The organism is Actinoplanes sp. NBRC 103695 (assembly GCF_030269485.1).
Taxonomy (GTDB): Bacteria; Actinomycetota; Actinomycetes; order Mycobacteriales; family Micromonosporaceae; genus Actinoplanes.
Genome location: NZ_BSTL01000125.1, coordinates 1 through 574 on the forward strand (window position 1 = coordinate 1; position 574 = coordinate 574).

The 574-nt window shown below is 69.0% G+C and carries 1 protein-coding gene; it reads left to right on the forward strand.

Annotation, left to right across the window (positions count from 1 at the left end):
• Nucleotides 1-25: 25 nt before the first annotated feature.
• On the forward strand, nucleotides 26-574 hold a 549-nt coding region (locus QSK31_RS48550), incomplete at its 3' end, for a hypothetical protein (protein WP_285692002.1).

Sequence of the window (574 nt, forward strand, 5' to 3'; positions counted from 1 at the left end):
TGCCGTGCCGGTAGAAGCGTTCCCGGTGCGAACCGACCGCCGCTACGAGCGGGACGACGCCCGAAACCCGTTGGATTCGCCGGTTGCGTCGGACGATGTGGACAATGACGCGCTCGACGGGAGTTCGGATGAGGCTGGTGATGGCCGGCCGGACCTTGGGGTGGCCGTCGCCGGCGTTGATGGACTCACGAGGACCGGTAATGGTGATCTCGGTGGGGCGTTCACCGTGCCTGGCACCATCATGGTGGTCACGCCGGACATGATGGTGTCCATGGATGCGCCGAGGCCGGCGGATCTGCCGGACGATGTGGTTCTGATGCCTATCCGGCATCCGGGGACGGGTGCTTACGTTCTGGTGGCAGGGCAGCATCGGCTGCTGAACGCCTTCCAGCTGTTCAAGGACGGCCGGCCGCACGAGGGGCCGTTGCTGTCCGTCGTCACCCGGGACGGGGCCGGCGGAGAAGGCGAGCCGCGGGCCGAGTTGGTCGGTGGTGGGCTCAATGGTGGGACCGGCCGAGGGTCACGCTCCCGCAGGGGTGCGTCGCGCGGAGGTAGCCTTCCGCCGCCGCCGCCG